Below are 23,839 nucleotides of genomic sequence, written 5' to 3' on the forward strand. Positions count from 1 at the left end.
CCGGAAGCCGCTGACGCGGCCACACCTTCGAACAGAGAGCACCATGGCCCGATCTCCTCGATCCCTCAGGCAGGCCGCGGTCGCGACCGCCGTCACGGCCGGCATCCTCCTCGGTGCCGCCGCGGTCCCGTTGGGCACCGTCGCTCCTGCGAGTGCCGCCTCCACCCCGATGGCGGCGTCGGAGATCGTCAGCCGCGCGGTCGATCAGGCGAAGAGGCAGGGGGCCGCCCGGGACTACACGGCTCCGCTCTCCAAGCCGACCTGGAAGTTCCTGTTCGTCGGGGTCTCGGACGTCACCTTCCCGGGCGACCCCGCTCGTCACATCGTCACGGCCGACGAGAAGAAGTACACGCAGTATGTGGTCGATCAGTTCGTGTACCTCCTCACGAGCCGGGCCGGGGTGCGGGCGACCGCGACCGTGAAGTGGATCGACGAACCCTACGCCGGGAGAGACTCGGATCGACGCCTGCACGAGTGGGAGTTCGCGGACCGCTTCGCGGAATGGTCCGCTCCGGCCGAGTACGACTCGATCATGCTGATGTCGAAAGGCGGAAACGGCGGGGTGACCATGCCCGCGTACTACAACGACACCACGACAAGGGGAGCCGGATTCGAGTACTTCACGATCCGCCCGCGAACCGGGGCCCCCACGGTCGTCGCTCCGACGAACGACATCGAGCAGAGCACGAACTACGCCCTGCACGAACTCGGGCACCAGATGAGCTACAGCCGGAAGGGTTTCCCCTATCCCGACCTGCACAACGCCTCAGCGTACGGATACACCGTCGACCCGAGGAACGAGTGGGCCGCCTTCTACCTCGACTACCTCAGCGGCAACGTGAATGCGAACGGCATCCCGATGGGAGCCTTTCCGAAGATGTGGTCGGTGAGCCCCCGGTTCCTTCATAGGCCCGCGATGGCCACCGTCCATTTCCAGGACGAGGGAGGCCGCCCCATCGCTCCCGACGTCGACACCTTCGGCGCGGGAGGCGACCCGCTGACCGTCACGGCCCCGGTGATCGACGGTTATCGCAGCGTGGCCCCGAAGGCGACGAAGGCCGCGCCGGAGGCGACCTTCACCACCGGGACGACCACAGACATCACGCTGGTCTACTCCCCCAGCCCCACGAAGGTCGCCTTCGTGGGCGGCGAGACCTTCGACCTGACCCAGAGCAGGACCCTGAATCCCGGGACCACCATCTGGAGCCCGTTCACCTACCGCGCTGCCACCCCCGTCACGGGCTTCACCTACACCGACCAGATCGTCGGCATCGACGGCGCGCGCCGCGTCGACAGCCTGCCTGGCGCACCGCTGCGCTGGGACACCTCGGGAACGGCGGTGGTCACCGATGGCGGAAACACCTACACGGCGACGAAGAAGTCCAGCACGCTGGTCGAGGTGGCCGTCCAGCTGGGGACGCCCAGCACGACATTCGTGGTCCGGAACCTCGGCTATGCCAGTTCCGCCTCAGCGGGTCGTGTGCACCAGAGATTCGATCTGCTCGACATCACCCCCCAACTCACCGGGGTCAAGGAGGAGGTGACGACCGAACCGCACGGGCACGTGCAGCTCACCTGGGGCGACTACACCCTCGCGGCGACCTTCTCCGGGGGCGAGACGACCGACATCAACCGCGTCGACCGGCGAGCGCCCGGCGAGCAGTTCTTCGCCCGCTACGGATACCGCACCGCCTTCCCGGTCACCGCGTTCACCTACCTGGACCGGCTCACCGAGGTGGACGGCGTCCGTCGCGTCGACCTGTTCGACGGCCAGCCGGTCACCTGGACCGCGAGCGGCACGGCTACTGTGAACTGGCTCGGGAACGCCGTCACGCTGACGAGGAAGAGCGACACCCTGGTCGAGGTCCGGATGACGCTCAAAGCACCATCCACCACCCTCGTCGTGCCCGGGATGGGCTACACCAACAGCGCGGCGACGGGTCGGGCCAAGCGCAGCGTCGAGTTCGTCGACGTGACGTCCGAGCTGACGGGCCGGAAGGATGCGCAGCCCCGGGCGCCGAAGGGCAACAACACCGTGACCTGGGGTGACCACCGGACGACGGTCGCCTTCTCCGGAGGCCAGACCGTCGACCTGTTCCAGAACACGACCGTCGCCCCCGGCAAGATCTACTGGAACGGCTATACCTATCGCGCGGCGGTCCCGGTCATCGCCTTCACGTACGCGGACCGCATCGTCTCGATCAGCGGAGCACGACGCTGCGACAGCCTTCGCGGCGTCGCACTGAACTGGGATGCCGCCGGCATCGCCACCGTCACGAAGGACGGCAACACCTATACCGCTGTACGGAAGTCCGACACGCTCGTCGAGATCTCCGTCCGGCTCGGAACCCCGAGCACCACGTTCACCCTCCAGGACGTCGGATACGGCAACGTCGCGCCCGTCGGCCACGTGGAGCAGACGTACGACCTGCTCGACGTCACGCCAGAGCTGACCGGAGTGAAGGAGGCCATGACCTCTGAGCCGCACGGGCACGTGACCCTCACCTGGACGGGCTGATCCTCGGCCAGAAGAGTGGGCCGCCGTTACTGGTGGAAGAACGGGATGATCAGGTACAGCCCGTACACGACGGCCAGCGCGCACCCGGTGAAGCACGCATAGGCGCCGGTCAGCGCCAGCCGCTTCTGCCCGGTGCTCAACGGGTTCTTGCGCTGCGCCTTCTCGGCCTTGCGCTGCAGCTTGGCCGCGCGCTCCGGGGTCAGCACGGTGATGGCGTCGGTGAACTCGACCGGCTCGACGAACAGCGCGCGGCCGGCCGCGGCCAGGAGACGCGTCCCGAGCGCGTAGAGAGCTACGACGACGCACGAGCCGACCAGCGCTGCGCCGAAGACGACGAGGAAGGACGCCCAGTCGATCATGCGGACTCCCTCCTGCGCCGCTCCCGCTTGAGCGGCTTGACCTTCTCGATCTTGACGACCTTGCCGGACGCCGCGACCTCGCTCTTGCCCTGCACCGGCAGCGGCTTGACGGCGTTCTCACTGCTGACGCGGTTGCGACGCGCACGCCAGAAGATGTAGACGACGACCGCGGTGCCGACCACGGTGTCAATGACGACACCGATCGGTCCGACGTTGGCGAGCAGCCCGGCGACGGCACCGACGATGGCGGCGGACGGCAGCGTCAGCAGCCAGCCGATGGCGATCCGGCCCGCCGTGCCCCACCGCACCGACGACCCGCGCCGGCCGAGACCGGAGCCGATCACGGAACCCGAGGCGACCTGCGTGGTCGAGAGGGCGAAGCCGAGGTGGCTGGACGCGAGGATGGTGGCCGCCGTGCTCGTCTCCGCCGCGAATCCCTGCGCCGGTTTCACCTCGGTGAGGCCGCGGCCGAGGGTGCGGATGATGCGCCAGCCGCCCGAGTACGTGCCGATCGCGATGGCGAGCGCACACGCGATGACGACCCAGATTTCCGGGCCGGAACCGGTCGGCTGCAGGCCGGCGGAGATGAGCGTCAGGGTGATGACGCCCATGGTCTTCTGGGCGTCGTTGGTGCCGTGCGACAGCGCGACGAGCGAGGACGAGAAGATCTGCCCGTACCGGAAGCCGCCGCGGCCGTCGGGGCGCCCGTCGTAGCGTCGCGTGATCCAGTAGGCAAGCTTGGTCGCGCTCCACGCGACGACACCCGCCGTGAACGGGGCGATGATGGCCGGCAGGATGACCTTGTCCAGAACGACGACGAAGTCGACCGATTGGAGCCCGGCGCCGACGATCGCGGCCCCGATGAGGCCGCCGAACAGCGCGTGGCTGGACGACGACGGCAGACCGTACAGCCAGGTGATCATGTTCCACACGATCGCCCCGACGAGTCCGGCGAAGATGAGCACCGGCGTGATCTGCACGCCGCCCTCACCCTCCTTGATGATGCCGCCGGAGATGGTCTTGGCGACCTCCGTGGAGAGGAACGCTCCGATGAGGTTGAGCACGGCGGCGAGGGCAACGGCGACCTTCGGCCGCATGGCGCCCGTCGCGATGGGGGTCGCCATCGCGTTGGCCGTGTCGTGGAAGCCGTTCGTGAAGTCGAAGAAGAGCGCCAGCGCGATGACCAGCACGACGATGAGGGTGAGGTCCACCGTTCTCTTTCTCGTGTGGGATGCCTCCCCCGACGCAAACGTTCATCGGAGGTTCATGCAAGGGACCTGGCGCGTTACGACACCGTGACGATACTCACACGACGCCTCAGTCAGGTCAAACCCGCTGCGACCCCGTTCGCGGGGCTAGAACCGGCCGACCCCCGTGACCCGGATCACCGCGACGCCCTCGCGTGCGGAGTCCTCGAGGAGGACGTCCGCGGTGATGCCCCAGTCGTGGTCGCCCTCGGGGTCGGCGATGATCTGGCGCACCCGCCAGATCCCCTCGGCTCCGTCGGGCTTCTCGTCCACCAGGATCATCTGTGCGGAGCGTGCAGAGGCGTCGGTGAGGATCTCGTCGTGCTCGGCGTAGTAGCCCTCCAGAGCCGCATCCCATTGCGCTTCCGTGAAGGGCGCGGCTCCCCCGGCGAGCGCGGCCGCTTCGGCCTCCAGCGCCCCGAGATCGTGGACGCGGTCGAGGGCGGCGAGCTGGATGCGGCGGAACAGCTCGTTGCGTACCAGCACGAAGAAGGCGCGCCGGTTGGTGGTGACGTTCCGTGGCGCGGGAGGGGCGAGCTCTGTGGACTCGGCGGCGTGCTTGGCCGCATCCGGGTGCACGAGTTCTTCCCACTCGTCGAGGAGGCTGGAGTCGACCTGGCGCACGAGCTCGCCCAGCCACTCGATGATGTCGCGCAGATCCTCCGTGCGGGCCTCCAGCGGGACCGTCTGGTTGAGCGCGCGGTAGGCGTCGGAGAGGTAGCGGAGCACGACGCCCTCCGACCTCGCCAGCTTGTAGAACGCGATGAACTCGCCGAACGTCACCGCCCGCTCGTAGAGGTCGCGCACGACCGACTTCGGGCTGAGCGCGAAGTCGGCGACCCACGGCTGGCTGGACGCGTAGGTGGCGAACGCCTCGTGGAGCAGCACGTCGTGGGGCTTGGGATGCGTCACCTCCTCGAGCGCCTCCATGCGCTCCTCGTACTCCACGCCGTCGGCCTTCATCGCGGCGACGGCCTCGCCGCGCGCCTGGAACTGCTGGGCGGAGAGCACCGGCCGCGGGTCGTCGAGCGTCGCCTCCACGACCGAGACGATGTCGAGCGCGTACGACGGCGACTCCCGGTCGAACAGTTCGAAGGCGGCGAGCGCGAACGGCGACAGCGGCTGGTTGAGGGCGAAGTTGGGCTGCAGGTCCACGGTCAGCCGGATCTCGACGCCGTCGCCGGTCCTGACCGCCTCGACGACGCCGGCGGTCAGCAGCGAACGGTACAGCTCGATCGCACGCCGAGCGAGGGCGAGCTGGCGCTTCCACGGCTCGTGGTTGTCGAAGACGAGCGCGTGCACGTGCCCGTACACGTCGCCGCCGCGGCCGATCACGTTGATGAGCATGGCGCTGGTGATCTGCATGGAGGAGGTGAGCGTCTCCGGCTCCGCCTCGATCAGACGCCGGAACGACGGCTCGCCCCACGAGACGAAGCCCTCCGGCGCCTTCTTGCGGACGATCTTGCGGCGCTTCTTCGGGTCGTCCCCGGCCTTCTCCAGCGCCTTCAGGTTCTCGGACTCGTGCTCGGGCGCCTGGGCGACGACGGTGCCGGCGGTGTCGTATCCCGCGCGGCCCGCGCGCCCGGCGATCTGGTGGAACTCTCGGGCGTTCAGGTGCCGCATCCGCGTGCCGTCGAACTTGGTGAGCGCCGTGAGGAGCACAGTCCGGATGGGCACGTTGATGCCGACGCCGAGGGTGTCCGTGCCGCAGATGACGCGCAGCATCCCGCGCTGGGCGAGCTGCTCGACGAGCCGGCGGTACTTGGGCAGCATCCCCGCGTGGTGCACGCCGATGCCCTGCCGCAGCAGGCGGGACAGCGTCTTGCCGAAGCTCGTCGTGAAGCGGAACCCCCCGATCAGCTCGGCGATCGCATCCCGCTGCTCCCGCGTGGCGATCTTCGCGCTGGAGAGCGACTGCGCACGCTCGAGCGCGGCCAGCTGCGAGAAGTGCACGACGTAGACGGGAGCCTGACCGGTGCTCAGCAGGTCTTCGATCGTCTCGTGGACGGGCGTGACCTCGTAGTAGTAGTGCAGAGGAACGGGTCGCTCGACACCCGTCACGGTCGCGGTGGTCCGCCCGGTGCGGCGCTCCAGGTCCTCCGCGAGCGCGGTCACGTCACCGAGGGTCGCCGACATGAGCACGAACTGGGTGTGCGGGAGGGTCAGCAGCGGAACCTGCCACGCCCAGCCGCGGTCGGGGTCGGAGTAGAAGTGGAACTCATCCATGACGACTTGGCCGACGGGCGTCTCGTCGCCGTGGCGGAGCGCGAGGTTCGCCAGGATCTCCGCCGTCGCGCACATGATCGGCGCATCCGGGTTCACCGCCGAGTCGCCGGTCGTCATGCCGACGTTCTCTGCACCGAAGATGTCGGCGAGCGCGAAGAACTTCTCCGAGACCAGCGCCTTGATCGGCGCGGTGTAATACGTGCGCTCCCCGCGGGCGAGCGCCGCGAAGTGGGCGCCGACCGCCACCAGCGACTTGCCTGTGCCTGTGGGTGTGCTCAGGATGAGATTGGCGCCGCCGACGATCTCGATCACCGACTCGTCCTGGGCCGGGTACAGCCGGATGCCGCCCTCCTCCACCCAGGCGACGAAGGTGTCGTACACGGCGTCCTCGGTGACGGAGCCGGGGCCGGCCCAGCCGGGGATGTCCTCGAGGCGGAGTCGCCGGGGGCTCTGGGGTGCGGCGGAGGACGGCGAGGCATCGGACATGATGCCCCCAGCCTCCCACGTCGCGGCGGGCGCTCGTGGCGCGCGCTCGACGTGCTCGTGGCGCGCGCTCAGGCGGTAGTCATAGGTTTGCCCCATGTCCGACTTCTGGCGGCCGGCCGGGGCCGGCGTCGCGAGCGTTGTCGCGGGCGTCGGCGTGGCCGAGCTGGTGAGTGCGTTCGTCGTGCAGAACGGCAGCCAGATCCTCACCGTCGGCGCGCTGCTCATCGACCTCGCGCCGCCGTGGCTGAAGGAGGCCGTCATCGGCCTGTTCGGGACCGGCGACAAGGCGTTCCTCATCGTGTCGCTGGCCGTCGTCGTCGTTGTCGGCGCAGGGATCGCGGGCTGGCTGGAGCGGGTGCGGCCGCCGCTCGGACGAATCCTCATCGGCCTCGGCGGAGCGGTCGGGGTGCTGGCCGCGGTCACCCGCTCGGGGAACAGCATCGTGGACGCGGTGCCGTCGGTGCTCGCGGCCGGCGTCGCCATCCTGCTTCTCGGCTGGCTCATGCGGATGCTGCGCGACACCGAGCCGACGCGGGTCGCGCCGAACGGCCGGGTCTCCCGCCGCCGGTTCGTCGGCTCGACCGCCGCGACCGCAGCCGGAGGGGCGCTCGCCCTGATCGTCGGCCAGGTGGTGGCCGGCGGCTTCCGGGCGGCCTCCGCCACCCGCGCGGCGATCCGGCTGCCCAAGCCGGCGGAGACGGCCCCGCCCATCCCGGCCGGAGCGTCGTTCGACATCCCGGGGCTGTCGCCGATCGTCACGCCGAACGCCGACTTCTACCGCATCGACACGGCGCTGCAGATCCCCGGGATCGACCCGAACGACTGGAAACTCCGCATCACCGGCATGGTCGAGAACGAGGTCGAGCTGACCTTCGCCCAGCTGCTGGCGCTGCCGCTGGAGGAGTCCACGACGACGCTCACCTGCGTCTCCAACGAGGTCGGCGGCGACCTGATCGGCAACGCGACCTGGCTCGGGTACCCGATCCGTCACCTGCTCGCACGCGCCAAGCCGTCCGCCGACGCCGACATGGTGCTGTCGACCAGCCAGGACGGGTGGACGGCGAGCACCCCGATCGAGACGCTGACCGATGAGCGCAACGCCATCCTCGCCGTCGGGATGAACGGCCAGCCGCTGCCGCTCGAGCACGGCTATCCCGTCCGGATGGTCGTGCCGGGCCTCTACGGCTACGTGTCGGCCACCAAGTGGGTGGTGTCGATGGAGGTCACGCGCTTCGACCAGCACACCTCGTACTGGACCGACCGCGGCTGGTCGGAGCGCGGGCCGGTGAAGCTGTCGTCCCGGATCGACGTCCCCGCCGCCGGCCGGCAGGTGAAGGCCGGGACCGTCGCGGTGGCCGGGGTGGCCTGGTCGCAGCACGTCGGCGTCAGCGCGGTGCAGGTGAAAGTGGATGACGGGCCCTGGCAGCAGGCGACCCTCGCGGACGCCATCTCGGCCGACACCTGGCGGCAGTGGCGGTTCGCCTGGGAGGCAACGCCTGGCGCCCACACACTCCGGGTCCGCGCGACGGACGCGAAGGGGAAGGTGCAGACGGCCGCCGTACGGGACGTCGTGCCCGACGGCGCGACCGGCCTGCACTCGGTGCGCGTCACGGTGGTGTGATTGGCTGAGCGTATGGCCCTCCCGCCTCTGGTCGAACCCGGTCCCGAACTGTCCGCCGAGCGGACGGCCCGCTACGCCCGCACCACGCAGCTGCCCGGCTTCGGACCGGTCGCCCAGCGCCGGCTGCGGGCGGCGCGCGTGCTCGTCGTCGGTGCCGGCGGACTGGGCTCGGCGGTGCTCCCGCTGCTCGCCTCGGCCGGGGTCGGAACGATCGGGATCGTCGACGACGACCGGGTGGAGCCGAGCAACCTGCCGCGGCAGGCCATCCACACGCCCGCCGCTGTCGGGCGCGCCAAAGTTGAGTCCGCCGCGGACGCCGTGCGCGCCCTGGACGACGAGGTGGAGCTGCGCCTGTACGCCGAGCGGCTGACGTCGCAGAACGCGCCGGGCATCCTCGCCGGGTTCGACCTGGTGCTCGACGGCAGCGACAACTTCCCGACCCGGTATCTGGTGGATGACGCGGCGACGCTCGCGGGCATCCCCGTCGTGTGGGGCGCCGTGCACCAGACCGGCGGCCAGGCGGGGCTCAGCTGGGCCGCGCACGGGCCGACCTACCGCGACCTGTTCCCGGTGCCGCCCGCGCCGGGCACGGTGGCGAGCTGCGCCGAGGCGGGCGCGCTGCCGTCGATGTGCGGCGTGATCGGCGGGCTGATGGTCAGCGAGGCGATCAAGCTGGTGACCGGGACGGGCGATCCGCTGCTCGGCCGGGTCGTCATCCACGACGGGTTGCGCGGGACGTTCCGCGAGCTGGCCTACGAGCGCGATCCGGAGGCGGCACCCGTCACGGAGCTGATCGACTACGACCTGTTCTGCGGGGTGACCGACACGATGTCGCCCGCCGAGCTGCACGCGCGGCTCGTGGCGGGTGAACCGCACACGCTGCTGGACGTGCGCGAGCCGTGGGAGGCCGACATCGTCGAGCTGCCCGACTCGCTGCTGGTGCCGCTCGGCGTCGTGGAGCGCGACGCGGCCGGAGTGGCCGAGCGGCTGCCCGACGCGCCGCTCGTGATCGTCTGCCACCACGGCATCCGAGCAGAGACCGCGCGCCGCTTGCTCGCCGACGCGGGCAGGCCCGGCCTGGTGCTCGCCGGCGGCCTCGACGCCTGGGCACGAGACGTCGACCCCGGAATGCCACGCTACTGACGCCGCGATTCGTGCCGAATGTGCGGAATGGGCGCGCGTAAACGCACATTCGGCACGAATGTGCGCCGCGAAGCAGCACGCCGCGAGACGGACGGACGCGGGATACTGAACGCATGACAGGCGATCCCTCCGCGCACCCGCGCAGCGTCGAAGACCACGCCGGCATCATCGCGCGGATGCTCGAGCCGCTCTCCGAGGAGCCCGACATCGAGACGGTCCCGCTCGAGGCGGCGCTCGGCCGGGTGACCGCCGACGAGGTGCGGTCGGAGGTCGACCTCCCGCTGTTCCGCAACTCGCAGATGGACGGCTACGCGGTGCGCGCGGCCGACATCCGGTCGGTGCCCGTCGCACTGGAGGTGTCGGGCGACATCCCGGCCGGGCACACCAGCCCCATGACGTTGATCGCCGGCACCGCGCTGCGCATCATGACCGGTGCACCCGTGCCGTCCGGCGCCGACACGATCGTGCCCGTGGAGGACACCGAACTCGTGCTCGGCCGCGACGACGACCTGGCCGGGGCGATCGTCGAGATCCGCCGGTCGCGCCGCGCAGGCGAGTACGTGCGCGAGCGCGGGAGCGACGTGCACCGAGGGGATGTGCTCCTCCCCGCGGGCACCCGGCTCGGCCCCCGGCACCTCGCCGCCCTCGCGGCCGCGGGCATCGCGAGTGTTCGTGTGCGGGCACGCCTCCGCGTGGCCGTGCTCACGACCGGGACCGAGCTCGTCGGCTCCGGCACACCGGTCTTCGGACAGGTGTACGACGCCAACGGCATCGCCCTCGCGGCGCTCGTCGAGGAGGCGGGCGCGACCGTGTCGGTGCGCGCGAGCAGCGACGACGACCCGGCGGCGTTCGAACGCATCCTGGACGACGCGTTGCACCGCAGCGACCTCGTCATCACCTCCGGCGGCATCTCCCGCGGGGCCTACGAGGTCGTCCGCGAGGTGCTGCTCCCCCACGGCGCCGACGTGACGACCGTCGCGATGCAGCCCGGCGGCCCGCAGGCGACCGCCGTGGTGGGCGGCGTCCCGGTGTTCGCATTCCCGGGCAACCCGGTCAGCACGCAGGTGTCGTTCGTCGTGTTCCTCCGCGACCCGCTGCGCGCGGCGGCCGGTCTTCCGGCCGTGCCCCCGGTCGAGGCCGCGCTGAGCGAAGGCCTGCGGTCCGTCCCCGGGAAGCGGCAGTTCCTCCGCGGCAGCCTCGACGACTCGGGTGCCGTGTCCCCCGTCTCCGGCCCGTCGTCGCACCTCGTCGCCGGGATGGCCCGCGCCGACGTCCTCATCGACGTGCCCGCCGAGGCGGAGGCGCTCGACGCCGGCGCGGCCGTGACAGTCTGGACACTATGACGCAGCTCACCCACCTCGATTCCGACGGCCGCGCCCGCATGGTCGACGTCGGCGGCAAGCCCGAGACGGACCGCGAAGCTGTCGCGCGCGGCCGGTTCGTCACCACCCCCGAGGTGATCCGCCTGGTCGCCGCCGACGACCTGCCCAAAGCGGATGTGCTGGCCACCGCGCGTATCGCGGGCATCGGCGGGGCGAAGCGCACGAGCGAGCTCATCCCGCTCTGCCATCCGCTTCCGCTGAACAGCGTGCGCGTCGACTTCGAGCTCGACCCCAAGGCGGGCGCGATCGATATCGAGGTGGTCGCGCGGACACACGGTCGCACGGGCGTCGAGATGGAGGCGCTCACGGCCGTCGCGGTCGCCGGCCTCACCCTGCACGACATGGTCAAGGCGGTGGATCCGGCCGCCAGCCTCACCGACATCCGCCTGGTCGCGAAGAGCGGCGGTAAGCGCGGCGAGTGGCGGCGCGATGGCGAGGAGGTGGAGGCGCCGGCTGAGTCCGCATCCATGGAGCCGGCCGTCGCCGTGCCCGCGATCGTGCTCGTGGCCTCCACCCGGGCCGCGGCCGGCGTCTACGAGGACACCACCGGTCCGGTGATCGCCGACTGGCTGGCGGAGCGCCGCCTCCCGGCCGACGTGCGTGTCGTCGCCGACGCCGAGGTGGATGCGGCCCTGCGCCAGGCGGTCGCCGAGCGTCCCCGCGTGCTCATCACGACGGGCGGAACGGGCGTCTCGCCCACCGACCGCACGCCGGAGGCCACTGCGGCACTGCTCGACCGGCAGCTTCCGGGCGTCGCCGAGGCCCTGCGTGCGCGCGGCGCATCCGCCACGCCTCTCGCCGCGCTCAGCCGCGGGGTGGTCGGCGTCGCGGGATCGACGCTCATCGTCAACCTGCCCGGCTCGCGCGGCGGCGTCGCCGACGGGCTCGCGGTGCTGGACGACCTGCTCCCGCACCTGCTCGACCAGCTGCGGGGAGGAGACCACGCATGAGCGACATCCTGGCCACCGTCACGGACGACCCGCTGGAGCCGTCGACCGTCGACGAGTTCGTCTGGCGCACTGATGCTGGGGCCGTCGTGTCCTTCCAGGGGATCGTGCGCGACCACGACGGCGGCAAGGGTGTCGTGTCGCTCGACTACCGCGCGCATCCCGAGGCGGAGACGTTCCTCCGGGAGTGCTGCGAGGAGGTCGCACGGACGACCGGGCTGCGGGTGGCCGCGCAGCACCGCGTCGGCTCGCTCACCATCGGCGATCTCGCCCTGATCGCCGCGGTCGCCGCGCCGCACCGCGCCGAGGCCTTCGCCGCGTGCGCCGAGCTGGTCGAGATCATCAAGGCGCGGGTGCCGATCTGGAAGCGGCAGCACTTCACCGACGGTGACTCGGAGTGGGTGGGGCTCTAGCTCGATTTCCGCATCTGCGGCCGTAGGATGGCATCCATGCCGCAGATTCGGATCAAGGACGCCGCCCTCTACCTCGGGGTGAGCGACGACACCGTGCGCCGCTGGATCGACGGCGGTGTGCTCGGGAGTGCTCGCGACGAGGCCGGCCGCACCGTCGTCGACGGACTCGAGCTCGCTCAGCTGGCCAAGCAGAACGCAGTGCTGCCCGGCGACCCGTCCGGCGTCGCGGGCTCGGCGCGCAACCGTTTCGTCGGGCTCGTGACCGACATCGTCATGGATCGGGTGATGGCCCAGGTCGAACTGCAGTGCGGCCCGCATCGCGTGGTGTCGCTCATCAGCAGCGAGGCCGTGCGCGAGCTGGGCCTCGAGCTCGGGTCGGTGGCGGTCGCCGTCGTCAAGGCGACCAACGTCATCGTCGAGGCTCCGGCGGTGGCCCGATGACCGGGCTTCGTCGCATCGCCCGGCTGGCGAGCGCAGGTGTCGCAGCCATCGCGGTCGTCGCTCTGGCTCTGTCCGGATGCAGCAGCCCGGCCGCATCCACGCCGTCGGCTCCGCGCCCCTCGGACGGCGTGACCGGCACGATCACGGTGTTCGCCGCCGCCTCGCTCACGAAGACGTTCACCGAACTCGGCACGCGGTTCGAGGCCGCGCATCCCGGCGCGAAGGTCACGTTCTCGTTCGCCGGCTCCTCGGATCTGGTCTCGCAGCTGACCGCCGGCGCCCCGGCGGACGTGTTCGCGTCGGCCGATGAGGCGAACATGACGAAGGCGGTGGATGCGAAGGTCACCAGCGGCTCGCCCGTGGACTTCGCGACGAACGTGCTCGCCATCGCGGTGCCGCCCGGCAACCCGGCGCACGTAACGGGCTTCGCCGATCTGGCCTCCCCCTCCGTCAAGACGGTCGTGTGTGCGCCGCAGGTGCCGTGCGGTGCCACCACCGCGAAGGTGGAGAAGTCGGCCGGCGTCACCCTGACGCCGGTGAGCCAGGAGTCGTCGGTGACGGACGTCCTCGGCAAAGTGACATCGGGCGAGGCGGACGCGGGGATCGTCTACGCCACCGATGTGAAGGGTGCCGGCTCGGCGGTCGAATCCGTTCCGTTCCCGGAGGCGGCGAAGACCGTCAACGTCTATCCGATCTCCGTCGTGGCCCAGGCGCCGAACGCCGCGGGCGCGAGGGCGTTCGTCGCGTACGTGACCGGGCCCGCGGGGCGCGCGGTGCTCGCCGCCGCCGGGTTCGGGGCACCGTGACCGGCACGGGTCGGCGATGAGCATCCGGCTGGGGGTTCCGCGCTGGATCGTGGTGGTCGCCGCCGTCGGCGGCCTGTTCATCGTGCTCCCGCTGATCGCGATGGCGGCCCGCGTCGACTGGGCGGACTTCATCCCCCTCATCACCTCGCCGTCGTCGGTGGATGCGCTCCTCCTCAGCCTGCGCACGTCGCTGCTGGCGACCGCCGCCTGTCTGGTGCTCGGCGTCCCGATGGCGATCGTGCTCGCCCGCGTGCCCTTCACAGGGAGCCGGGTCGTGCGGGCGGTCGTGCTGCTGCCGCTCGTGCTGCCGCCGGTCGTGGGCGGCCTCGCGCTGCTCGCCCTCTACGGCCGCCGTGGGCTGCTCGGCGGTGCGCTCGAAGTGGCCTTCTCGACGCCCGCGGTGGTGATCGCGCAGACGTTCGTCGCCCTCCCCTTCCTGGTGCTCAGCCTGGAGGGCGCACTGCGCTCTGCCGGGGAGCGCTACGAGGCGGTGGCGGCGACGCTCGGTGCACGGCCATCCACGGTGCTGTTCCGCGTGACGTTGCCGCTGGTGCTTCCGGCGATCGTCTCCGGGTCGATCCTGTCGTTCGCTCGGGCGCTCGGCGAGTTCGGCGCGACCCTGACGTTCGCGGGCAGTCTGCAGGGGGTCACCCGGACGCTGCCGCTGGAGATCTACCTGCAGCGGGAGACCGATCCCGATGCCGCCGTCGCGTTGTCGCTGGTCCTGGTGGCCGTCGCCATCGCCGTGGTCGCGGTGGCCCACGGAGCGGGCGAGGGGCTCCGACCGCGCCGGGTGAGCGCCGATGCCGACGTTCGCGCGAGGGCGGCGTGAGCCTCCACCTGGCGGCGTCGCTCGCCGCGCGAGACGTCGCGGTCGAGCTCACCGTCGCCGACGGCGAGACGCTCGCCCTGCTCGGGCCGAACGGCGCGGGCAAGTCGACGGTGCTCGGGATGCTGGCCGGGCTCGTCCGACCCGACGAGGGCCGTGCGACGCTCGGCGACCATACCCTGTTCAACCTCCCCGGCACCTGGCGGCCGCCGCATCAGCGGGGCGTCGCGCTGCTCGCGCAGGACGCCCTGCTGTTCCCGCATCTCAGCGTCCGCGACAACGTGGCCTTCGGGCCCCGGTCGTCCGGTGCCGGCCGTGCCGACGCCGCCGAGCGGGCCGACGAGTGGATGCGCCGGACCGCGACGGCGGAGTTCGCCGACCGGCGCCCCGCCGAGCTGTCCGGTGGGCAGGCGCAGCGTGTCGCTGTCGCGCGGGCGCTGGCCGCCGAGCCGCGACTGCTACTCCTCGACGAGCCGCTGTCTGCGCTGGATGTCGCTGTCGCTGCAGAGCTGCGAGGCACGCTCGCCGGGGTGCTGGCGGGGCGCACGACGGTCCTCGTCACGCACGACGCGCTGGACGCGTACCTCCTCGCCGACCGAGTAGCGGTCATGCACGAGGGTCGCGTGGTCGAGCAGGGGCCGATGCGACAGGTGCTCGAACGGCCACGGAACCCCTTCACCGCTGAGCTGTCGGGGCTGACGCTGGTAGCCGGGGCACGGACGGCCGACGGGCTCGTCACCGGCGACGGGATGCGACTGCGCGGCAGCGCGGTCGCGCCCGTCGAGGTGGGCGCTCGGGCGCTGGCGGCGGTACGTCCGTCCGCGGTGCGCGTGCTGCCCGACGGTGATGGGAGCGACCGGCCCGAGCGCATCCACGCGACGGTGACCGGTCTGGAGCCGCAGGCCGACCTCGTCCGCGTGCGCACCGACCGCCTCGACGCGCTGGTGCCGCCCGCCGACGTGGCGGACCTCCGCCTCCGCGTCGGCGACCGCGTCACCCTCGACGTTCCGCCCTCCGCCGCAACCGTCTACCCCGCCTGACCCCCTCGGGCCTCCGCCCACCGTCGAGTCCGCAAACTTTGCACGCTGGGAGGGCGGATTCTGTGCAGAGTTTGCGGACTCGACGGTGGGCGGACGAGCGCACGCGACAGGGAAGGGAAGGGACGGGACGGGGTCAGCCGCCGGCGAAGGGCGGCAGCACGTCGACGGTGGCGGTCAGCTCGCGGGAGGGGTCGCGCGAGACGACGCCGCCGACGAGGAACGAACCGGAGCGCACCACGCGTTCCATCGGCTCGCCGTAGCGCGACACGAGTTCGGCCTGGAGGCCTCCGACGGTCGCGTCCGCGACCTCCACGCGCTCCTCGGGCCGCCCCGCAGCCTCCTCCGCCGCAGCGAAGTACCGCACCAGCACCTCAGCCACCGATCGCCCCCATGCTCCGCACCGGCGGGGCGAACCCGGCCGCGTCCATCCCGTGACCGGCCTGCTTTCCCCACATGGCCGCGCGCCACCAGCGGGCGATCTCGGCGTCGTCCGCCCCGCCGCGGAGCAGCCCGCGGAGGTCGGTCTCATCGTCTCCGAAGAGGCACGACCGCACAGTGCCCTCGGCGGTGATGCGGGTGCGGTCGCAGGCCGAGCAGAACGAGCGGGTGACCGACGCGATGATCCCGACCGTGGCGGGGAGCCCATCCACCGTCCAGCCGTCGACCAGCCACTCCTCCGCGGGGGCGTGCGGGTCGTCGCGACCCGCCTCGATGAGGGTGAAGCGCTCGCCCAGCACCGAGAGCAGCTCCTCGGCCGACACCATGTTCTCGCGCAGCCACGACCGGTCGGCGTCGAGCGGCATCTGCTCGATGAACCGCAGCCGGCAGCCGTTCTCCAGCGCCCACGCGAGGAGGTCGGGGGCGTCGTCGAGGGTGTCGCGCATCATCACCGCGTTGAGCTTCAGCGGGGTGAGCCCGGCAGCGTGCGCCGCGTGGATTCCGGCGAGCACGGCGGGCAGGCGGTCACGCCGGGTGAGCCGGGCGAAGTGCTCCCGGTCGACCGTGTCGAGCGAGACGTTGACGCGGGTGAGGCCGGCGTCGACGAGCGAGCGCATGCGGTGGTCGAGTCCGATGCCGTTGGTCGTGATCGACAGGTCCACCCCGGGAGCCACCGCCGCCGAACGGCCGATGATCTCGGCGAGATCGGCGCGCATCAAGGGCTCGCCGCCGGTGAACCGCACCTCGCGCACGCCCAGGTCGCGGACGCCGATGCCGACGAGCCGCGCGATCTCCGTCGCACTCAGGAGGTCGTCGCGCGGGATCGCCGGCAGACCCTCCGCGGGCATGCAGTACGTGCAGCGCAACGAGCACTTCTCGGTCACCGACACGCGCAGGTCACGGGCGACGCGCCCGAACCGGTCGACGAGCCCGGGATGCTCGGGCCGACCCACTGTGCTGGGGGCCGACGGCGGCGCGGCCTGGCGCTGCGCACTCAGCGGGAGCCCCAGGTTGACGGCGGTCATGTCATCACCCTAGACCGCTCTCCCGACAACACCGAGTCCGTCGTAGACCCGGTGGCATGCGCGGCAATAAGCTTCCCCCATGGGAATCATCTCCTCCGGCTTTTCGGGCCGTCGCAGGGCCGACGACCCCCGTCTGCCACCGGGTCAGTATCTGACCGAGGGCTTCCCGGTGCTGTCGGCCGGGCCGACGCCCCGCATCGCCAAAGACGACTGGGCGTTCACCATCACCACCGAGAAGGGCGACGTCCACCGCTGGAGCTGGGATGAGTTCCTCGCGCTCCCGCAGGAGGACGTGAGCACCGACATCCACTGCGTCACCAGCTGGTCGAAGCTCGGGACGTCGTGGCGCGGTGTGGCGCTGGACACTCTGTTCCAGGATGTCGACACCAGCTTCGAGTACACCATGGCGCACAGCTACGGCGGCTACACGACCAACGTCCCGCTCGCCGACCTGCTCGGCGGCAAGGCGTGGGTCGCGCACAGCTTCGACGGCAAGGACCTCGAGCCCGAGCACGGCGGTCCCGCCCGGCTCCTCGTGCCGCACCTGTACTTCTGGAAGAGCGCCAAGTGGGTCAACGGGCTGCAGATGCTCCCTCAGGACCAGCCCGGCTTCTGGGAGCAGAACGGCTACAACATGTACGGCGACCCCTGGAAGGAACAGCGCTACTGGTGAGCAGCGTATGGCGGGTGGCCGACGTCGTCGCCACGCGGATGGAGACCCCGACGGCCCGCACCATCCGGCTGCGCATCCCCGGATTGCACGGCCACCTCGCGGGGCAGCACGTCGACATCCGGTTGACGGCGCCCGACGGCTACCAGGCGGTCCGGTCGTACTCGATCGCCTCCGGCGGCGGACGCGGAGCCATCGAACCGCATGACCTCCCCGACGACGAGCTGGAGCTGACGGTGGAGGAGCTCGCCGACGGCGAGGTCTCCCCCTACCTCGTCCGCGACCTCGCCGACGGCGACCAGCTGGAGGTGCGCGGACCGGTCGGCGGCTGGTTCGTCTGGCGCGACGGCGACACGACGCCGGTGCAGCTGATCGCCGGCGGTTCGGGTGTCGTCCCGCTCATGTCGATGGCGCGGGCGCACGCCGCCGCCGCGAGTCCCGCACCGTTCCGGATGCTGTACTCGCTGCGCTCCCCCGCCTCCGGGTACTACTCGGACGAACTCTCGGCGCTGGCCGCCGACACGGCATCGCCGCTCCAGCTCGACTACGTCTACACGCGGCAGGCTCCGGAGGGCGCACCGGCGCCCGCCCGCCTCACCGCCGAAGGCCTCATGCGTCGCACCATCCCGGCCTCCGACTCCCCCACCTTCTTCATCTGCGGCTCCACGCCGTTCGTCGAGGCGGTCTCCGGCTGGCTCGTCGACGCGGGTCACGAGGCGGCGCGCATCCGCACCGAACGCTACGGCGGCATCGGAGGCACGCCATGACGGATCAGGACTTCCTCGACGGGAACGCCGCGGCCGGGATGCTGTCTGAGGTCTTCGCGGCCGACGTCACCACCGCGGTCGGCTGTTGCGGCAACTGCGGCGACGAATCGGTCGTCGCGCGCGGTCGCGTCTACCTGGACGAGCACGGCCTCGTCGTGCGCTGCTCGGTCTGCGGCGACGTGCTGGCGGTCGCATCGGAGCGGGCCGGCCGCCTCTGCCTCGACCTGCGCGGCCTCGCCTGGCTGGAGTTCGCGGTCGAGTAGCCGCGCTCAGGACACGTTGCGCTCAGGACACGTGGCGCTCAGGACACGCCGCGCTCAGGACACGTGCACGGCCGGGCGCCGCTTGACGTCCTTCTCGGCCTCCCGCAGCACCTCGCGCGTGACGGGGGCGACCTCGCCGACGCCGGTGATCAGGTAGCGGAACATGTTCGAGATCGGGTTGCCCTCCGTCCACTCGAAGTAGATCGCCGGCACGACACCCGTGATGTCGCGCATCTCCAGCAGCACGGCCGCGATGGTGTTCGGCACGTTGCCGCTCCGCACCTGCAGCACCCGGTAGCCGTGCTTGACGACGCCCTGCACCTCCAGGTCCTCCTCGAAGTCGGAGGAGTCAGACGGCAGCACCTCGAGGAAGATAGTGCGCGACCGCTGCGGGATGTGGCTGAACTTCCGCTCGTCCTTGTTCTTCTGCGCGTACTCCTTGTCCGTGTCGACGTCGGGCTCGTGCGAGATGATCCGGATCTCGCCCTCCTCCGCGTCTTCGAGGATGAAGTCGAGGGCCGTCACATCGAACGTGACGGAGGTGGCGCGCAGCTGGAACGACCGCCCGATGCGCGACACGATCGACACGATCAGGATGGCGAGGATGAACAGGGTCGCGATCCGGAGGCCGTCCGGCCGTTCGATGATGTTGTCCACCGTCGTGTAGACGAAGATCGCCGTGATGATGCCGAACGCGACCATGCGCTTCCGCTGCCGCTTGCGTCGCGCCGACAGCGTCACCGCGAGGGAGGCGGACGTGATCAGCACCAGCACGCCGGTCGCGTAGGCGCCGCCCTGCGCATCCACGCTCGCCTCGAAGACGAGGGTGATCAAGAAGGCGATGGCCGTGAAGACGAGCACCAGCGGACGCACCGCGCGCGCCCACTGCGGCGCCATCCCGTACCGCGGCAGATACCGCGGCACCAGGTTGAGCAGGCCGGCCATAGCGGAGGCACCTGCGAACCAGAGGATGAGGATGGTCGAGATGTCGTAGACCGTGCCGAAGCCATTGCCCAGGTACTCGTGCGCGAGGTACGCCAGCGCACGGCCGTTGGCCTGTCCGCCGGGCTGGAACTCGCGCTGCGGGATGAGCAGCGTCGTGGTGAAGCTCGACGTGATCAGGAAGCAGCTCATGATGATCGCCGCCGTGGTGAGCAGCCGCCCCGCGCCACGGATGCGGCCCTTCGGGTAGGCGGGGTCGTCGTCCGGCCGTCCCTTGATCTGCGGCATCACCGCGACGCCGGTCTCGAAGCCGGAGAGGCCGAGCGCGAGCTTCGGGAACACGAGCAGCGCGACCCCGACGATGACGAGCGGGTTGCCGTTCTGTTGGAACAGCGCCTCCGACCAGTCGGTCACCGCATTCGGGTGCACGAACACCTGGACGATGGATACGCCGACCACGACGACGTTGAGCGCCAGGTACACGGCGACCAGCACCACCGCGATGCCGATCGCCTCCTTGAATCCCCTGAGGAACACGGCGCCCAGCAGCGCGAGCAGGAAGAGCGTGATCAGCACGTTGTTGCCGTGGAACCAGTCCGGCGCGTACGGGTTCTCGATCGCGTGCGCCGAGGCGTCCGCCGCCGACAGCGTGATCGTGATCATGAAGTCGGTCGCCGCGAAGCCCAGCAGCACGAGCACCAGCAGCTTGCCCGCCCACCACGGCAGCAGCCGCTCCAGCATGGCGATGGAGCCGGAGCCCTTGAAGCTCTCCCGCGCCACCCGGCGGTAGACCGGCAGCGCGCCGAGCAGGGTGAGGGCGACGAGCACCAGCGTCGCGAACGGCGAGATGAGGCCGGCGGCGAGCGCCGCGATGGCGGGCTGGTAGCCGAGGGTGGAGAAGTAGTCGACACCGGTGAGGCACATGACCTGCCACCACGGGTGGGTGCGTTCGGGGTTGCGGCCGTGCGGTCCCTGCTGGGTGCCGCGCTCATCCACCAGGCCGGTGAGCAGCCAGTGCCGGAGCGCGCCGCCCTTCGCCCGTTTCGGGGTGGGCCGCGCCTGACCGGGCACGGGGGAAAGCTGCTGGTCGGGAGTGCTCGACATCGGCGTCCTTCCGCTCATGCCTTCGTGGTCAGCGTAGCGCTCACCAGGCCGAGGCACGGTAGTCCTTCAGGAAGACGCCGTGCAGGTCCTCTCCGGCCTCTCCGCGGACGATCGGATCGTAGACGCGGGCGGCGCCGTCGACCAGGTCGAGCGGGGCGTGGAAGCCCTCCTCCGCGAGCCGCACCTTCGTGTGGTGCGGGCGCTCGTCGGTGATCCATCCCGTGTCGACGCTCGTCATGAGGATGCCGTCGGTCTCGAACATCTCGCCGGCGCTCGTGCGCGTGAGCATGTTCAGCGCCGCCTTCGACATGTTGGTGTGCGGGTGACCCGGCCCCTTGTAGCGGCGGCCGAAGACACCCTCCATCGCCGACACGTTGACGATGTACGACCGCCCGGCGGCGGCGAGGGAGGGACGCAGCCGGTCGATCAGGATGAAGGGGGCGGTCTGGTTGCACAGCTGCACCTCGAGCAGTTCCAGTGCGTCGATCGCTCCGATGTTCTGCGTCCAGCTGTTCACGTGCGCCACGTCGGGGACGAGCCCGCCCGCGTCGATGGCCGTGCCGTCCGCATGCTTCTCGAGCGACGACGAACCGGCGGCCATGGCGACCGCCGCCAGGTCGTCCGCGGTGAGCGCGGCCGCGCCGGCGACCTCGGCGATCGTGCCGCGGACGTCGGCCGCCGACAGCAGCGGGTGCGCCGCGACCGAACGCTCCAGGGCGAGGGGATGCGGATCCGCGGTGTGCCCGAACGTCTCGAGCTCCGGCAGCGGACCGTCGGGCAACGGCTGCGTCTCCGCCTCGGCCAGCAGGGAGTACGCCCCGGGTGAGCGACGGACGGTCTGCGCCGCGTTGTTGATCAGGACGTCGAGGGGTCCGCGCTCGGCGACCGAGTCGGCCAGCGCGATGACCTGCGCCGGGTCGCGGAGGTCGATGCCGACGACCCGGAGCCGGTCGATCCAGCGCCCGGCGTCGGGCAGCTGCGAGAACCGGCGCACCGCATCCCGCGGGAACCGGGTGGTGATGGTGAGGTGGGCGCCATCACGGAGCAGCCGCAGGGCGATGTGCATGCCGATCTTGGCCCGGCCGCCGGTGAGCAGCGCGCGCTTGCCGGTCAGGTCGGTGGTCGCGTTGCGCTTCGCGTGGCTGAAGGCGGCGCACGACGGGCACAGCTGGTGGTAGAACCAGTCGACCTGCGTGTAGTCCTGTTTGCAGATGTAGCAGGCGCGCGGCGTGATGAGGGTTCCGGCGGTGTGGGATGCGGTCGTGCCGGAGGTCAGCTCGCGCCCGCGCGTCTCGTCGTCGATGCGGTCCGGAGCGCCTGTGGCGGTCGCGGCGATGACGGCGCGGTCGGCCGCCTGCACCTGCTCGCGAAGCTGCCGCTTCCTGGCCTGCTTCGACGCCTTGAACATGTGCGCGGTCGCCCGGCGGACGGTCACGTAGTCGGGATGCTCCTGGTCCAGCTCGTGCAGCTGTCCGAGGACGCGGAGGGTGACGGCGAGTTCGTCGGGGTCGAGGCCGGAGGACGCCGGGGTTTCGGGAGGCACCGGAGAATTCTACGTGGCACCATGAGCACATGGATGCGCACGCGTTGTTCGAAGCGACCGGCACGGCGTTCGAGTTCGCCGGTGTCGCCGCGATGGCGATCGGCCTGGTGGTCGCGATCGGCCTGTCGCTGGTCGCCTGGCGGCGTCAGCGCAGCGGCGCTGCGGCGTTCCGGACGCTGCGGGAGAGCTTCGGCGGCGTCATCCTGCTGGGTCTCGAGATCCTCGTCGCGGCCGACCTGGTCAAGACCGTGACATCGACGCCGTCGCTGACGGATGCGGTGGTGCTCGGGATCATCGTGCTGATCCGCACCATCCTCAGCTTCTCGCTGCAGGTCGAGATCGACGGTGTCGCGCCGTGGCGGCGCGCGCTGGTCACCGGGCCGGAGACCATCGCACGAGCCGCCCGCTCGGCGAACCGCACGCCGGACGGCACCCCGGAGCCGCGCGGGGCCTGACGGTCGCCGCTCCCGCCTACTCCTCTTCGGCCGCGCGCCGGGCCGCCCGCTCGGCGTCGCGCTGCTTGACCCGCGCGTTCTCGGCGCGAACCGCCGCCTGCGTCGCCCGCTCGTCGACCAGCCACTGCGGCGGATCGGCCAGGAGGTCCTTGATCTGCGCGGTGGTCAGGGCCTCGGTCACCCCGCCGCGGGCGAGGCCCGAGTTCGAGACGCCGAGCTTGCGTGCCACCACGTCGCGGGGATGCGGACCCTCGGCGCGCAGGGTCTGCAGCCACTCCGGCGGCTCGGCGTTCAGCGCATCCAGCTCGGTCCGGCTGATCTCGCGGTCGCGGAAGTCGTCGGGCGCCGCCGGCAGGTAGATGCCGAGCTTCTTGGCCGCTGTGGCCGGTTTCATGGTCTGCGCCTTCATGTGCTCCAGGCTACCGTTCGCTACCCTCGTCAGGTGTCCTCCCGCTTCGCGATCGCCTTCCCGCTCGGTGTCACCGTCGGCAAGTGGACGCGCGCGTTCGAGCAGCGCCACCCCGACGTGGAGCTGGTGGTGCGGCCGAGCGACGATCCGCTCGGCGTGCTCGCGGCCGGAGATGCGGACATGGTGTTCGCCCGCGACGCCGAGGCGGACGACGACCGCCACCTCATCCCCCTGTACGCGGAGGATGTCGTCGTGGTCGTGCACCACGAGCACCTGCTCACCCTCGAGGAGCACCTTCACCTCGCCGACCTCGACGGCGAGCCCCGGGTTGCCGGCGAGCCGTCGGAGGCGTTCATGCGAAGTGTCGCCGCCGGCGACGGCATCGCGCTACTGCCCGCATCGGTCGCGAAGGCCCTCCGTCGGAAGGACGTGGTGGCCCTCCCCCTCGAGGACGGCCCGCAGAGCCGCATCGGCCTGACCTGGCCGCGCGAGGGGCAGCATCCACTGGTCGACGACTTCATCGGCATCGTGCGTGGGCGCACGGCGCACAGCTCGCGCAACCCGGAGGTCGCCGCGCGCGAGGCGGCGGACGGCCGCAAGGCGAGCGGCCGCGCGCCCGGCGGCCGCCCCTCCTCCGGCCGCGCTCGCCCCGGCTCCCCCAAGCGTCCGCGCCGCCGCTGACGCGCCCCGCGCTCGCCCACCTGCGTCCAGGGGTCGCAACACGCCGTTATCCGCCCCGCATAACGGCGCGTCGCGCCCCACGGA

The 23,839-nt window shown here is 71.2% G+C and carries 23 protein-coding genes; 15 read left to right on the top strand and 8 right to left on the bottom strand.

Going from position 1 to position 23,839, the window contains the following annotated elements; translation table 11 throughout:
- Positions 1-43 precede the first annotated feature (43 nt).
- Entirely contained in the window at positions 44-2,518 is a 2,475-nt protein-coding gene (locus tag H284_RS0103480) for a MucBP domain-containing protein (protein ID WP_020075168.1), read from the top strand.
- A gap of 26 nt (positions 2,519-2,544) precedes the next feature.
- Here H284_RS0103480 and H284_RS0103485 read toward each other — a convergent pair whose 3' ends face one another.
- From H284_RS0103485 to H284_RS0103495, 3 genes are all read right to left on the bottom strand, one after another.
- Positions 2,545-2,877, bottom strand: a complete 333-nt coding sequence (locus H284_RS0103485; protein WP_020075169.1) for a hypothetical protein — start codon at positions 2,875-2,877, stop codon at positions 2,545-2,547.
- Entirely contained in the window at positions 2,874-4,088 is a 1,215-nt protein-coding gene (locus H284_RS0103490) for an inorganic phosphate transporter (RefSeq protein WP_020075170.1), read from the bottom strand. The genes H284_RS0103485 and H284_RS0103490 overlap by 4 nt, the downstream gene beginning before the upstream one ends.
- A 144-nt stretch (positions 4,089-4,232) precedes the next feature.
- Positions 4,233-6,836, bottom strand: a complete 2,604-nt coding sequence (locus H284_RS0103495) for a DUF3516 domain-containing protein (RefSeq protein WP_020075171.1) — start codon at positions 6,834-6,836, stop codon at positions 4,233-4,235.
- Between the two features lie 94 nt (positions 6,837-6,930).
- Between H284_RS0103495 and H284_RS0103500 the strand changes: the two genes are divergently transcribed.
- From H284_RS0103500 to H284_RS0103540, 9 genes are all read left to right on the top strand, one after another.
- Entirely contained in the window at positions 6,931-8,457 is a 1,527-nt protein-coding gene (locus H284_RS0103500) for a molybdopterin-dependent oxidoreductase (protein ID WP_020075172.1), read from the top strand.
- Between the two features lie 12 nt (positions 8,458-8,469).
- The gene (locus H284_RS0103505; RefSeq protein WP_020075173.1) at positions 8,470-9,600 is read left to right on the top strand and encodes a ThiF family adenylyltransferase; all 1,131 of its coding nucleotides are present in this window, start codon (positions 8,470-8,472) and stop codon (positions 9,598-9,600) included.
- Between the two features lie 113 nt (positions 9,601-9,713).
- A complete protein-coding gene (locus H284_RS0103510) occupies positions 9,714-10,943 on the top strand; it encodes a molybdopterin molybdotransferase MoeA (protein ID WP_020075174.1) in 1,230 nt (409 codons plus the stop codon).
- Positions 10,940-11,932 carry a bifunctional molybdenum cofactor biosynthesis protein MoaC/MoaB gene (gene moaCB / locus H284_RS0103515; protein WP_020075175.1) on the top strand — a complete coding sequence of 331 codons (993 nt, stop codon included), beginning with the start codon at positions 10,940-10,942 and terminating at the stop codon, positions 11,930-11,932. Before H284_RS0103510 ends, moaCB begins: the two co-directional genes overlap by 4 nt.
- Positions 11,929-12,342 (top strand): molybdenum cofactor biosynthesis protein MoaE, encoded by a 414-nt coding sequence (locus tag H284_RS0103520; protein ID WP_018190418.1) that lies wholly within the window; start codon positions 11,929-11,931, stop codon positions 12,340-12,342. Before moaCB ends, H284_RS0103520 begins: the two co-directional genes overlap by 4 nt.
- 36 nt (positions 12,343-12,378) lie before the next feature.
- Positions 12,379-12,783, top strand: coding sequence for a TOBE domain-containing protein (locus tag H284_RS0103525; RefSeq protein ID WP_018190417.1), 405 nt, complete (start codon positions 12,379-12,381; stop codon positions 12,781-12,783).
- Positions 12,780-13,589, top strand: a complete 810-nt coding sequence (gene modA / locus H284_RS0103530) for a molybdate ABC transporter substrate-binding protein (protein WP_020075176.1) — start codon at positions 12,780-12,782, stop codon at positions 13,587-13,589. Before H284_RS0103525 ends, modA begins: the two co-directional genes overlap by 4 nt.
- A 16-nt stretch (positions 13,590-13,605) precedes the next feature.
- A complete protein-coding gene (locus H284_RS0103535; RefSeq protein WP_020075177.1) occupies positions 13,606-14,421 on the top strand; it encodes an ABC transporter permease in 816 nt (271 codons plus the stop codon).
- Complete coding sequence (locus tag H284_RS0103540) at positions 14,418-15,458, top strand: sulfate/molybdate ABC transporter ATP-binding protein (protein WP_020075178.1); 1,041 nt, start codon at positions 14,418-14,420, stop codon at positions 15,456-15,458. Before H284_RS0103535 ends, H284_RS0103540 begins: the two co-directional genes overlap by 4 nt.
- A 133-nt stretch (positions 15,459-15,591) precedes the next feature.
- Here H284_RS0103540 and H284_RS0103545 read toward each other — a convergent pair whose 3' ends face one another.
- Both H284_RS0103545 and moaA read right to left on the bottom strand, forming a co-directional pair.
- Positions 15,592-15,837, bottom strand: coding sequence for a MoaD/ThiS family protein (locus H284_RS0103545; RefSeq protein ID WP_020075179.1), 246 nt, complete (start codon positions 15,835-15,837; stop codon positions 15,592-15,594).
- Positions 15,830-16,921, bottom strand: coding sequence for a GTP 3',8-cyclase MoaA (gene moaA / locus H284_RS0103550; RefSeq protein WP_020075180.1), 1,092 nt, complete (start codon positions 16,919-16,921; stop codon positions 15,830-15,832). Before moaA ends, H284_RS0103545 begins: the two co-directional genes overlap by 8 nt.
- A gap of 79 nt (positions 16,922-17,000) precedes the next feature.
- On the opposite strand from moaA, the gene H284_RS0103555 reads away from it, so the two are divergent.
- Genes H284_RS0103555 through H284_RS0103565 form a run of 3 tightly spaced genes read left to right on the top strand, consistent with a single transcriptional unit; the run spans position 17,001 to position 18,621 of the window.
- The gene (locus H284_RS0103555) at positions 17,001-17,594 is read left to right on the top strand and encodes a sulfite oxidase-like oxidoreductase (protein ID WP_029042806.1); all 594 of its coding nucleotides are present in this window, start codon (positions 17,001-17,003) and stop codon (positions 17,592-17,594) included.
- A gap of 14 nt (positions 17,595-17,608) precedes the next feature.
- Positions 17,609-18,358 (top strand): FAD-binding oxidoreductase, encoded by a 750-nt coding sequence (locus H284_RS0103560; protein WP_018190410.1) that lies wholly within the window; start codon positions 17,609-17,611, stop codon positions 18,356-18,358.
- Positions 18,355-18,621 carry a DUF6510 family protein gene (locus tag H284_RS0103565; protein ID WP_018190409.1) on the top strand — a complete coding sequence of 89 codons (267 nt, stop codon included), beginning with the start codon at positions 18,355-18,357 and terminating at the stop codon, positions 18,619-18,621. Before H284_RS0103560 ends, H284_RS0103565 begins: the two co-directional genes overlap by 4 nt.
- A 54-nt stretch (positions 18,622-18,675) precedes the next feature.
- Here the strand turns inward: H284_RS0103565 and H284_RS0103570 are convergent, their stop codons facing one another.
- Entirely contained in the window at positions 18,676-20,667 is a 1,992-nt protein-coding gene (locus H284_RS0103570) for an APC family permease (RefSeq protein ID WP_020075182.1), read from the bottom strand.
- Between the two features lie 40 nt (positions 20,668-20,707).
- A complete protein-coding gene (locus H284_RS0103575; protein WP_020075183.1) occupies positions 20,708-22,210 on the bottom strand; it encodes an SDR family NAD(P)-dependent oxidoreductase in 1,503 nt (500 codons plus the stop codon).
- A gap of 29 nt (positions 22,211-22,239) precedes the next feature.
- Here H284_RS0103575 and H284_RS0103580 point away from each other — a divergent pair, with 29 nt between their 5' ends.
- On the top strand, positions 22,240-22,665 hold the full coding sequence (locus H284_RS0103580) for a DUF1622 domain-containing protein (protein WP_018190406.1): 426 nt from the start codon (positions 22,240-22,242) through the stop codon (positions 22,663-22,665).
- A gap of 16 nt (positions 22,666-22,681) precedes the next feature.
- Here H284_RS0103580 and H284_RS0103585 read toward each other — a convergent pair whose 3' ends face one another.
- The gene (locus H284_RS0103585) at positions 22,682-23,074 is read right to left on the bottom strand and encodes a DUF5997 family protein (RefSeq protein ID WP_018190405.1); all 393 of its coding nucleotides are present in this window, start codon (positions 23,072-23,074) and stop codon (positions 22,682-22,684) included.
- 33 nt (positions 23,075-23,107) lie between these two features.
- Here H284_RS0103585 and H284_RS0103590 point away from each other — a divergent pair, with 33 nt between their 5' ends.
- Entirely contained in the window at positions 23,108-23,755 is a 648-nt protein-coding gene (locus H284_RS0103590) for a LysR family transcriptional regulator substrate-binding protein (protein WP_020075184.1), read from the top strand.
- Positions 23,756-23,839 lie beyond the last annotated feature (84 nt).

The sequence above is a fragment of the Cryocola sp. 340MFSha3.1 genome (genome assembly GCF_000383315.1).
Taxonomy (GTDB): Bacteria; Actinomycetota; Actinomycetes; order Actinomycetales; family Microbacteriaceae; genus Leifsonia.

Coding starts and splice junctions, on each gene's coding strand:
- H284_RS0103510 (WP_020075174.1), top strand. CDS start 9,714: ATGACAGGCGATCCCTCCGCGCACCCGCGCAGCGTCGAAGACCACGCC.
- H284_RS0103535 (WP_020075177.1), top strand. CDS start 13,606: ATGAGCATCCGGCTGGGGGTTCCGCGCTGGATCGTGGTGGTCGCCGCC.
- H284_RS0103585 (WP_018190405.1), bottom strand. CDS start 23,074: ATGAAGGCGCAGACCATGAAACCGGCCACAGCGGCCAAGAAGCTCGGC.
- H284_RS0103555 (WP_029042806.1), top strand. CDS start 17,001: ATGGGAATCATCTCCTCCGGCTTTTCGGGCCGTCGCAGGGCCGACGAC.
- modA (WP_020075176.1), top strand. CDS start 12,780: ATGACCGGGCTTCGTCGCATCGCCCGGCTGGCGAGCGCAGGTGTCGCA.
- H284_RS0103505 (WP_020075173.1), top strand. CDS start 8,470: ATGGCCCTCCCGCCTCTGGTCGAACCCGGTCCCGAACTGTCCGCCGAG.
- H284_RS0103485 (WP_020075169.1), bottom strand. CDS start 2,877: ATGATCGACTGGGCGTCCTTCCTCGTCGTCTTCGGCGCAGCGCTGGTC.
- H284_RS0103565 (WP_018190409.1), top strand. CDS start 18,355: ATGACGGATCAGGACTTCCTCGACGGGAACGCCGCGGCCGGGATGCTG.
- moaA (WP_020075180.1), bottom strand. CDS start 16,921: ATGACCGCCGTCAACCTGGGGCTCCCGCTGAGTGCGCAGCGCCAGGCC.
- H284_RS0103500 (WP_020075172.1), top strand. CDS start 6,931: ATGTCCGACTTCTGGCGGCCGGCCGGGGCCGGCGTCGCGAGCGTTGTC.
- H284_RS0103570 (WP_020075182.1), bottom strand. CDS start 20,667: ATGTCGAGCACTCCCGACCAGCAGCTTTCCCCCGTGCCCGGTCAGGCG.
- H284_RS0103495 (WP_020075171.1), bottom strand. CDS start 6,836: ATGTCCGATGCCTCGCCGTCCTCCGCCGCACCCCAGAGCCCCCGGCGA.
- moaCB (WP_020075175.1), top strand. CDS start 10,940: ATGACGCAGCTCACCCACCTCGATTCCGACGGCCGCGCCCGCATGGTC.
- H284_RS0103525 (WP_018190417.1), top strand. CDS start 12,379: ATGCCGCAGATTCGGATCAAGGACGCCGCCCTCTACCTCGGGGTGAGC.
- H284_RS0103480 (WP_020075168.1), top strand. CDS start 44: ATGGCCCGATCTCCTCGATCCCTCAGGCAGGCCGCGGTCGCGACCGCC.
- H284_RS0103580 (WP_018190406.1), top strand. CDS start 22,240: ATGGATGCGCACGCGTTGTTCGAAGCGACCGGCACGGCGTTCGAGTTC.
- H284_RS0103520 (WP_018190418.1), top strand. CDS start 11,929: ATGAGCGACATCCTGGCCACCGTCACGGACGACCCGCTGGAGCCGTCG.